This window comes from Enterobacter sp. CM29 (assembly GCF_013179605.1).
Classification (GTDB): domain Bacteria; phylum Pseudomonadota; class Gammaproteobacteria; order Enterobacterales; family Enterobacteriaceae; genus Enterobacter; species Enterobacter intestinihominis.
Window position 1 is genome coordinate 1 of record NZ_JABMCU010000161.1, and the last position, 10,251, is coordinate 10,251.

At 58.6% G+C, this 10,251-nt stretch carries 8 protein-coding genes; all 8 read right to left on the minus strand.

What is annotated here, in order from left to right; genetic code table 11:
• The coding region (locus tag HP459_RS17345; RefSeq protein WP_171936540.1) for a type VI secretion system Vgr family protein at positions 1 to 1,764 on the minus strand (1,764 nt) is incomplete at its 3' end.
• An 84-nt stretch (positions 1,765 to 1,848) separates the two neighbouring features.
• Complete coding sequence (locus tag HP459_RS17350; protein ID WP_022648397.1) at positions 1,849 to 2,265, minus strand: hypothetical protein; 417 nt, start codon at positions 2,263 to 2,265, stop codon at positions 1,849 to 1,851.
• Positions 2,266 to 2,317: 52 nt separating this feature from the next.
• The gene (locus tag HP459_RS17355; protein WP_023300316.1) at positions 2,318 to 3,079 is read right to left on the minus strand and encodes an ankyrin repeat domain-containing protein; all 762 of its coding nucleotides are present in this window, start codon (positions 3,077 to 3,079) and stop codon (positions 2,318 to 2,320) included.
• Complete coding sequence (locus tag HP459_RS17360; RefSeq protein WP_171936541.1) at positions 3,076 to 4,542, minus strand: phospholipase; 1,467 nt, start codon at positions 4,540 to 4,542, stop codon at positions 3,076 to 3,078. The genes HP459_RS17355 and HP459_RS17360 overlap by 4 nt, the downstream gene beginning before the upstream one ends.
• A gap of 25 nt (positions 4,543 to 4,567) precedes the next feature.
• The gene (locus HP459_RS17365) at positions 4,568 to 6,001 is read right to left on the minus strand and encodes a serine/threonine-protein kinase (protein WP_023300318.1); all 1,434 of its coding nucleotides are present in this window, start codon (positions 5,999 to 6,001) and stop codon (positions 4,568 to 4,570) included.
• 24 nt (positions 6,002 to 6,025) lie between these two features.
• Positions 6,026 to 8,641: a type VI secretion system ATPase TssH gene (tssH, locus tag HP459_RS17370; RefSeq protein WP_171936542.1), complete on the minus strand. Its 2,616-nt coding sequence runs from the start codon at positions 8,639 to 8,641 to the stop codon at positions 6,026 to 6,028.
• A 38-nt stretch (positions 8,642 to 8,679) separates the two neighbouring features.
• The gene (gene tssG / locus HP459_RS17375; protein ID WP_023300320.1) at positions 8,680 to 9,723 is read right to left on the minus strand and encodes a type VI secretion system baseplate subunit TssG; all 1,044 of its coding nucleotides are present in this window, start codon (positions 9,721 to 9,723) and stop codon (positions 8,680 to 8,682) included.
• Positions 9,720 to 10,251 (minus strand): type VI secretion system baseplate subunit TssF (locus HP459_RS17380; RefSeq protein WP_171936543.1); only part of this gene is annotated, 532 nt, incomplete at its 5' end. The genes HP459_RS17380 and tssG, both read right to left, overlap by 4 nt.

The window sequence follows — 10,251 nt, forward strand, 5'->3', positions numbered from 1 at the left end:
CTCTTTGCCAATCAGGTTAATCTTGCCGTTAGCGTTAAGCTCAATAGCACTCTCACCCGAGACCAGCCGCAGCTTCGTCCCGGAAGCAATGACATACTGCTCTACCGCTGCATCCAGCTTGCCTTTTCCCGTCAGGATCTCGGTTCCGCCTTTCACGGCCTGGATCTGGTTCGCTTCAACACGATGCAGCTCATTTTTCTTCACGTAATGGCTGCGCGCGCCGCCAACGCTGTGCGTTTCATCATTCTTGACGCTGGTGTCCATGTTGCGCTCGGCCTGGATCCACACCTGCTCTGCTCCCGCCTTGTCCTCAAAGCGCAGGGCGTTGGCGTTGTCCACTGAACCGTCTTTCGTACGGCTCATAAAGCCCATCTGCGTCGCCGCAGCCGGCAGCGCCCACGGCGGCATGCTCGCCTCATTATACACGCGCCCGGTGATAATCGGTCGGTCCGGGTCACCGTTGATAAAGTCCACCACCACCTCATCGCCGACGCGCGGGATTTGCACCCCGCCGTAGCCCTGGCCCGCCCATGCGCTGGAGACACGCACCCAGCAGGAACTGGTGTCGTCACCCTTCGCCAGCCTGTCCCAGTGGAACTTCACCTTCACGCGGCCATATTTGTCCGTCCAGATACTCTCCCCCTGCGGCCCCACGACTTTCGCCGTCTGCGGGCCGTAGGTCCGCGGCCACGCCGTGCTCTGCGCCGGACGGTACGACACCGCCGCCGGGATAACGGTGAAATCGGTGCGGTGAATGGTTTCCCCCTCGCCGCTCGCGTAGCGGTTCTCCTCGAAGTGATACCCGGCCGCCGTCACCAGATACTCACCGTTATCGCTGAAGAATGGCGCGTTGGTCAGGGTAAAGATGTGGCCCGGCGCAATGCCCGCCGCCGTGGCCGTCGCCTGAATCTGCTGATGCTCCACCTGCCAGCGCTCCTGACGAATGCGGGCGTAGAACTCCGCATGGCCTGTCTCCACAAAGCGGCCCGGCCAGTCGTACACGTCGATGCTGCCCGGTTTCGGTGACGCCGGGTTCTGCTGCGCCTGGAACAGCCACGCGTTCGGCTTGCGGAAGTCGTAGTCGTCGAGGCTGTAAATCCCCGGCGTCACGCTGTCCTCCAGCGCCCACTGGCTGATGCCCTCTTCATCCGTACTGCCGCCGGACGGCGTCTGATGGTAAGGAATGACCTCATAGCCGCTGAACGGCTGATGCTGCGTCGCGGCGTCGGTCAGTACCAGGGTGTGCTTGTCCGCCTCGTGGCTGAAGTGATACGCAATCCCCTCCAGCTCCATCAGGCGGCTGATGAAGTCCAGGCTCGATTCCTGATACTGCACGCAGTAGTCCCACACCCGGTAGCTGCCGGTGAGTTTGTCTTCGAGGTTAACCTGATGCTCACCCAGCAGGGTTTTCACAATCTGCGGTACCGTCTGGCCCTGGAAAATCCGCAGGTTACGGTCGCGCTTCATCGGCCACAGGTCCGGCTCCACCGTCAGCTGGTAGACCGCATAGCGGGTGCCCGTCAGCTCCACGGCACTCACCGCCACGCGCGTCACCTTGCCGTTGATATAGCGGGGGGTAAGCAGGTTCTGGGTGGGGATGGTCACCGTGACCGGCTGACCGAGCAGCCTGCTGCGGTCAATGCGCGCATCCGTGCCGAGCAGGGTCAGCGTCAGCGCGAACGACTCCGACATCGCCTCGCGGCCGGAGAGTTTCCAGAAAAGCAGCCCCTCAACCGGGAGCTGAACGGTAATTCGGTTGAGCATAATCTTTATTCCGTAATGGTTTATGCTGAGAGTATTTTTAACGCAAGGTTTTTTTAAACGTGAATGTTCTGGTTGTTGGCCGTCTTACTCTTTAACCGGGGGCCATTCCCCTTCATATTTATAAATCCACAGGGAATAGATTTTCAGAAACTCTGACAAAAAGAACAAAAAGCCATTTAGCCAGACATTCATCACGCCCGTGAAACTTAACACCAGGGGAAAAAGGGAAACTGAGTAGCGAAATCCAACCAGACGCAGTATTTCCTGGTAGAGCGCCAGTCTTCTCGCGTATAAATTCCGGGCGAAGAAGCACCATGCTGAGGCAATAAAAGAGAGCAACAACAAGAAATCGAGAATAAAGAAAAGAATAACCAGAGCGCTATACCCACCAGCAGACAGCGTGTTCACAACCGTACTGAAGGCGTGTATATCGGAAATAAAAGGGATTCTGTCATGTCGCACGGACTGGGCACAATAGAGCACAATGGCCAGGGCATCCATGCATCCCCAGAAAACGAAAACCTTATCTCTGGCGTTCATGACAGTTGAGCAATCACTTAACCGGCGCGGGTGGCCATTCGCCCCCCTTCTGGATGAGCTTCTCTTTTATTTCGTTTAATTTCTCGTATTGCTCACTGCCTCGGTCAAGTCCATTCAGCGCGTCCGCGAGCGCATTGCTCATCGACCAGCCATTTTTGGCCTTAATTGACGGATCCGCTCCCCGATCGAGCAGCAACAAGACATGATCGTAAGCCTGGTTATCCAGCGCATCAAACACCAGCGTTTTACCCAGTGAGTTGGTTGAGTTGACGTCAGCACCGCGATCGAGCATGGCTTCCAGCGTCTCTGTATTTTTCGCTTTAAGCGACTGGAAGACGATCGGTTCGTGGAAAACCTTATCTTTCACGTTGGGTGAGAGGCCACCGTCCAACATCGCGTCGATCCAGTCCGCACTGTCTCCCTTTAGGGCAAATTCAGCAGGACTGCTTTTTCCCTGCGGTCGAGGCTGGAGCGGATCTGCGCCATCCTTAACTAGCAACGTAATCACCTTTAAATGGCTCGACGTTTTTTTATCATTAATTGCGTTGCCAAGGGCCCAGAAAAGCAGGGTCATATCCTGCTTTCCTGGTTGATTAAGGTCGCTGTCTGGCGCAAGCGTCTTCACCGCATCGACGTCGCCTTCCTCAATCGCTTTCGCCAGTTCAAGCTGCTGGCCGCTGAAGTAGTCCTGTGGATTAAGGTCCATATCCTGCTTACACCCCTGAATCATGAATAAAAAACATAACGCGACAAAAGCCATCAACCCTTTTTTCACAATCGACTCCCGATTATCGAAATATCCTCATCCTTCTGTTGCTCTATGCAATCAATCGCTTGATTAATTCCGTGGCGGTCCAGCGCGCTTCCGGTTCCACCGGGAAGATCATGGGGTATTCCGGCAGCATTAGGGCTCAGCGCAGAGATTTCCTCTTTGAGGATCCACGAAGGGACATGCCCTTTCATCGTTTTCAGATCTTCCCAGGGGTTAACTTCCTGAATCTTCGTCAGCAGTTCACCTTCAACCCGATACGCCTGGATATTATCCGTACTGCCTAATATCTTACCGCCGTATTTTTCTACGGTTCCGGCATTGAGGCCGGCGGCGTTAAACGTCCACCCCGCTTTCCCGCTGCCCATAGAGGTTGCAGAGGCGAGACCACCGCCAAGGGAATGACCGGCAATATCAATATTCTGCCCTGACCTTGCCAGCTCCTTACCGATACTCACGGCCTTTTTATAATAATCTGAAGCCATACCCATGCCCTGTGAGAAGTTATTCGACCAGTCAGCCCCGTTTACCACCGGCGCCAGTTCCCCTTTGGTCAGTAGAGAGGAGACATTCTCAGACAGAGAGGCGAAACCAGGCTCGCGCGATCCCCTGAATACCAGCGTGGGGTTCATATCTGCACCAAACACTTCCGGCTTCGGTTGATAGACGCGCGCCAGAAAATTGGGGGACGTATCATCGTCAAAGAGCATGGATTTGTTCAGCCCGAACTTTCCTAACAGCGCATCGTCATTACTGATATCTGTCCATCCCTCCGGCACGTCCGGTGTGGTTTCGAGCGGGTTCACGGTCTTATAAATATTTTCCGCAAGCTTCGCTTTTTCCACCGCGATATTATTCGCTGCCAGACGTTTTGCGGCGATCTGGGCATCCGGATAAAGGCTATTGCTCCCCTTCGCAATCAGATCCTTACGCGCCTGCCAGCGTTCTGCTTTGGTCATCTTCTGAAGCTGCCCGGCATAGGTTTTACCGTCCTTGCCGGGAGTAGGTTCATCCGGCACCTGTGCCGTTTTAGATTTCACTACCTGTTTTGGCAGTACCGTTGGCGCAGGGCGAGATCCGTACGTTCTCACCATGGTTTCGTAGCGGTCAACAATCGTACTCACCGGATACCAGCCCAGGCCGACCAGCGAGGCAGCCTGGAGTTGCCCTTTGCCGTTGATATAAAAAATTTCCGTTACTGATGACCAGTCACGAAAACTTTCGTCAATGGCAACCACTCTGCCCATCTCTAAATCCTGCGCGATCAGCGTGCGGGTATCGCGCCCGGACTGATAAGGATTCGCACCGGTGATCGTGCGCAGCAGATCGTAGCGCGTGAAGAGCGAGCGCAGCGAATGGTCGGGAACCGACATAATCCACTGTCCGGCAACGGACGGGCGGATTATTTTCGCAAACAGCGCTGGCGAGACGTTCTCGTGGAACAGATAGACAAACTTGATGTTATACATTCGCTCCGTCCTGTTACCCGCAGGCTTACGGATTCACCAGCCAGGTGCCTGGCTTCGCAATATCCAGCGTCTGGGTACGCGTTCTTCCATTGCCTTCCAGTTCAATGCGGGTCTCGCCCGCAGGCAGTTTCAGCGATGCGTAACCGTTATTCCCCGGACGCAGCGCTTTCGGCTCGCCGTTCACCTTCAGCGTCTCGCCATCAAGCATGCGGATATAGACCAGCGCGACCGGGCTGGCGTCGACTGGCGGCGCACTCTGCTGTGCCGTAGCAGGTGGCGCTACCGGCTCGCTCACGTCGGCCGTTGCCGGTCTGGTTTCCGCTGCGGCGGAGGTTTCAGCCGGAGGGCTCACGGCAGGGGTTTGCGCCGTCTGCGCTGGCGTTTCCTGGCTGCCGCCGCCGAACAGCATCGCCCCGGCAACCACCCCAACCAGCACGCCCGCGGCCACCAGCCCCGGAAGCTTGTAACGTCGCCAGTCCAGCGCGGAAGCAGATGTCTCCTCTTCCACCGGCACCAGCATTGTGCCGGTCTTCTTCGCGGTCAGCACCTCGTCGATACCGGCGACGGGCATCTCGATCAGCGCCGCAAACTCCTCGATGGATTGCGGACGGTCTTCCATATGCAGCGCCAGCGCCTTGTCGATGGCCTGAAGCAGCGGAATGGAATACCCCTGCGGCATCAGTTCCACCAGTGGTTTGCAGGTGTCCTGAATCGAACGCACCACGCTGACCGGCGGCGGAGAGCCAACGATAAGGGTGCGCAATACGGCGCCGAGCGCGTAGATATCCGTCCACGGCCCCTGCTCGCTTTCATTGTCGTCGGTATACTGCTCGATAGGCGCGAACCCCGGACGCAGCATGGTTTCCGTCTCATCCGAGAGATTACCGATGGTGCGGCGCGCCGATCCGAAATCGAGCAGCACCGGCAGGCCGTTATCCTGAATCTGAATGTTATCCAGCGAGATGTCGCGGTGCAGGTAGCCCTCATCGTGGATCGTTTTGATGGCGCCGAAGAGCATTGGCAGCATGCGGCGGATCCACGCCTCGTTAATCAGCTCCGGTTTCTCTTCGCGCAGACGCGACAGCGTGGTGCCGCTGTAAAACAGCGTCCCCATATAGGCCGTGTCGTTTTGCACCCAGAAGCGCAGCACGTGCAGCAGGTTCGGGTGGTTAAAGCGCGCCAGCAGGCGGGCTTCCTGAATGAAGCTGTTCAGACCGGCAGAAAACGCTTTGCCGAAGCGCTCGCTGCGCAGCACCAGCGTCATATCCTCGCCGCGCACGGCGAGGGAGGAAGGCATAAACTCTTTGATAGCGATAGTGCGTTCGAGCTGGTGATCCCAGGCGCGATAGACGATGCCGAATCCGCCGCCGCCAATCACCTCTTTTATCTCAAACTCATTGAAACGGTACCCGACCGGGAGCGCGTTTGGGACAGTCCGATTGTTATCATTATCCGTCATCTTTTACAGTTCTCTTGATGATTATTACGCGGCAAACTGACAGTGGAACTCGCCCTGCTCGCAGGTGACATGCAGACGTCGGTACTGCTCGTCGCTGCGGCTGGCGGTAAGTAAAATCTGGCTCATCTGAGGCAGCAACGTATTGGTCAGAATCGCATCCACCATACGCCCGCCCGACTCAACCTCGGTACAGCGCTGAACAATCTGTTCGACCACGCTGTCGTCAAATTCAGAAATAATATTGTGATTCTCTTCCAGACGACGCTGAATGCGCCTGAGCTGAAGACGCACAATCTGCCCCAGCATCTCGTCGCTCAGAGGGTAATACGGGACCACCAGCAGGCGGCCCAGCAGCGCAGGCGGAAACACCTCCAGCAGCGGCTGGCGCAGGGCGCCGCTTAACGCGTCAGGATCCGGCATCAGTTCCGGGTCGGCGCACATGGCTGCGATCAGCTCGGTGCCGACGTTAGAGGTCAGAATAATAATGGTGTTACGGAAATCAATGTGACGCCCTTCGCCGTCCTCCATCCAGCCCTTGTCGAAGACCTGGAAGAAGATCTCGTGCACGTCCGGGTGCGCTTTTTCAATTTCGTCCAGCAGCACCACGCTGTAGGGACGGCGGCGCACGGCCTCGGTTAAGACGCCGCCTTCACCATAGCCCACATAGCCCGGAGGCGCACCTTTTAACGTCGAAACGGTGTGCGCTTCCTGGAATTCACTCATGTTGATGGTAATGACGTTCTGCTCGCCGCCGTAAAGCGATTCCGCCAGCGCCAGCGCGGTTTCGGTTTTGCCCACGCCGGACGGCCCGCAGAGCATAAATACGCCGACCGGTTTGTTCGGATCGTCAAGCTTCGCCCGCGAGGTTTTTACCCGACGGGCAATCAGATCCAGACCGTGACGCTGACCAATAACCCGCTGGTTCAGCGTATCAGCCAGGTTCAGCACCGCGTCGATCTCATTTTTCACCATCCGGCCCAGCGGGATCCCGGTCCAGTCCGAAACCACCGCAGCCACCACGTTTTCATCGACCGCGGCAAACAGCAGCGGTTCGTCACCCTGTAAGGTCTTCAGCGCCTGCTGCTGTTCTGCCAGCTGGCCGCGCAGTTCAGCCGTATCCTCATCACTCGCCGCAAACAGTGCGGCACGCAGACGGATAATTTCCTGCACCCGCGTGCGCTCTTCTTCCCAGCGACGAGCCAGGGCCTCGCGTTGGGTTTCGAACGCGTCACGTTCGGCGCTTAATGACGCCACGCGCGCCGGATCGCCCGCCCCCACGCGCGCTTCACGTTCGGCAATCTCCAGCTCCACATCCAGGGCCGCCAGATGACGCAGGCAGTCTTCCAGCTGGGCAGGCGGCGCGCTCTGGCTGACGGCCACGCGCGCGCAGGCGGTATCCAGCAGCGCCACCGCTTTATCCGGCAGCTGACGCGCAGGAATATAGCGATGCGACAGTTTCACCGCCGCGCTGACCGCTTCGTCGAGGAGTAAAACCTGATGATGAGTTTCCAGCGGCGACACGGTGCTGCGCAGCATCAATACAGCTTTCGCTTCATCCGGCTCGTGAACCTGTACGGTCTGGAAACGGCGGGTCAGCGCCGGATCTTTCTCAATGTATTTTTTGTATTCCGCCCAGGTGGTCGCGCCGATGGTGCGCAGTTGCCCACGCGCCAGGGCAGGCTTGAGCAGGTTAGCGGCATCGCCGGTGCCCTGCTGGCCGCCAGCGCCAATCAGGGTGTGGATCTCATCGATAAACAGAATAATCGGCGTGGCGCTGGACTGCACCTCGTTAATCAGCGCCTGGAGGCGCGCCTCAAATTCCCCTTTCATGCCCGCTCCGGCCTGAAGCATGCCGATATCCAGCAGCCACAGCTGAACGTTTTGCAGCGGCTCAGGCACGTCGCCGTCAGCGATACGCAGCGCCAGCCCTTCCACCACTGCCGTTTTCCCGACGCCAGCTTCCCCGGTCAGCAGGGGGTTGTTCTGGCGACGACGCATCAGAATATCGACCATCTGGCGGATCTCTTCATCGCGCCCCACCACCGGGTCAATTTTCCCTTCCCGGGCGCGCGCCGTCAGATCCTGACCATACTGCGCCAGCGTGCCCTGCGCAGCCGGTACTGCCCCGGCAGGCGCGTCCGCAGCGGCGGCGGCCTGCTGGCTCTCTTTGCTGCTGGCGCAAATAGCGTCGAACTGCTCGATCAGCACCTCGACGTTAAGACGGGTGAACTGCGCCGAAATACTTTTCAGCACGTTAGCCAGATTCCACGTTTTCAGTATGCCGATCAACAAATGGCCGCCGCGGATGCGGCTGACGCCAAACTTCAGCGAGCCGTAGACCCATGCGCGCTCGACGGCGCTGTCGATATGCTCGGAAAGATCAGAGACGGAACTCGCGCCACGCGGCAGGGCATCCAGAGCCGCCACGATATCGCGCGTCAGCTGCTGTTCATCAAGGGCGAAGTGACGGATGACCTGTTGCAGATCGCCATCCTGCTGCTGCATCAGCTGATGCAGCCAGTGCACCAGCTCAACGTACGGGTTGCCGCGCAGCTTACAGAAGGCAGTCGCGCTTTCCAGAGAGGTAAATAACAGCGTATCCAGTTTGCCGAAAAGCACGGCACGGCTAATTTCTGACATGTTAGTTTCCATTAACAATGATTCGGTATACGGAAGGATTATCGCTCTGCGCGATACACCAGATCGCCACGCGGAACAGGCTGAGGCTGAAGGCCCAGCCAGGTGTTGTACCCTAATCGCCCGGCGCTGCCGAGCGTGGCGCCCTGCACCGCATCGGCGCGCAGGATCACCCGTGTTTCCCATTCAAATTCCACCCCGGCGTACTGTCGCACCCAGTCGCGTAGCTCGGTGACCCACCCTTCGCCCGGCAGAAAACGGTTGTATTCGTCTGCGCTCAACGGGCCAATCTCAAGACGAAATTTATGCTGCACGTCGCGTACCGCAATGCCAAGAAAAGCGGACTCCCCCATGCGCGGCAGGCGACGCCCCTCACCCAGCTGTGCCTGCTCCCGCGTTGAGAGCGGCATCCACTGCGGTACATTGGCCACCAACCTGACCGGAATGTTGAAATAGTTGCGCAGGATCTTCTCCAGCCCTTCCGGGTCCCGCCCGTGGCGGGTCAGGTGCCCGGCGTGAGTAAAGCGGGCATGCGGGCTCAGGCTGCCTTTCGACATCTGGCCGGGCTGACCCATGCCAATCAGCGATGCAAGATACCCTTCGAAGCGCCTGTTGTCGTCGCGATCCAGTGAAACGGCAGGCTGCGCGTCCGCCCAGGCGCGGTAAAACAGCAGCGTCAGGCGGTGGTGAAAGAGGTCAGCAAACGCGCTGAGGCTGTGATCCTGATGATGATGAATACGCTCGCGGGCATACTCGGTCATGTGCACCGGCAGCGGGCCGTTAGGACCAAACAGGCCGAAGCTCAGAATGGAAACCTCATGCAGTCCGTTCTCTTCCCGCTGCCGGACCTCGGCAACCGTTGACGGCGCAAACCCCATTGAAGGCTGCTGACCAATACGCAGCGGCTCAAATTTAGGCAGCGGCGCGCGCCCCAGCGGGTAACGTTCACCACCCTGGGCATCAATGCGTCTTAACAGCTGAAACAGATCGTAGCGCCACGGCGTCTCGCGCACTCCGCGCCAGAACGCATCGGGCAGCGGCGTCAGGCGATGCACGCGCAGCGTTGCAGGGGCAACTTCACTCATACCAGCGCCCTTTTACCCATGCGCGGCGCCCAGTAGCCGATTTCGCCGCGCTGCTGGCTCTTGAGCGTGAACTCCGTAAAGCTGTTGATGGAGACCAGGCGGGCAAAAAGGCGTTCCAGCACGCTGCCGAAAAGCCACGGGCTGGCACCGGAAAAGGCGCGTTCGTCCACCGTCAGGGTGATGCCGATCCCGCGGGCGAACACCACCGGGCCGGGTTCCGGCACGCGGCGGTGCACCGGCTCCAGCACGCAGTGACGAACGCCATCCACCTGACGGGCAACCGGCGTCTCGGCGAGGTTAGCGTACAGCCCTAACAGCTGACGCAGCGCGGCAGCGCCCTCTTCGTTTTCGCTGTCCATCAGGCTGAGGTAGTTCATTTGCAGCTGGCTGATGAGCCGCCAGGTACTAAACCCTTCCGCCAGCGCCGGACGCGGCGGCGTCGGGCCTTTACGCAGGGTTAACGCCTTCACCGGCATGGAGTCTGCCATAATAAACTGCCCAAGCTCCTGCTGGAGCATCAGCGGCAGG

Excerpts from the sequence above, each read along its gene's own strand:
- HP459_RS17350 (WP_022648397.1), bottom strand. The coding sequence starts at position 2,265 with ATGGATGCCCTGGCCATTGTGCTCTATTGTGCCCAGTCCGTGCGACAT.
- HP459_RS17360 (WP_171936541.1), bottom strand. The coding sequence starts at position 4,542 with ATGTATAACATCAAGTTTGTCTATCTGTTCCACGAGAACGTCTCGCCA.
- HP459_RS17365 (WP_023300318.1), bottom strand. The coding sequence starts at position 6,001 with ATGACGGATAATGATAACAATCGGACTGTCCCAAACGCGCTCCCGGTC.
- tssH (WP_171936542.1), bottom strand. The coding sequence starts at position 8,641 with ATGTCAGAAATTAGCCGTGCCGTGCTTTTCGGCAAACTGGATACGCTG.
- tssG (WP_023300320.1), bottom strand. The coding sequence starts at position 9,723 with ATGAGTGAAGTTGCCCCTGCAACGCTGCGCGTGCATCGCCTGACGCCG.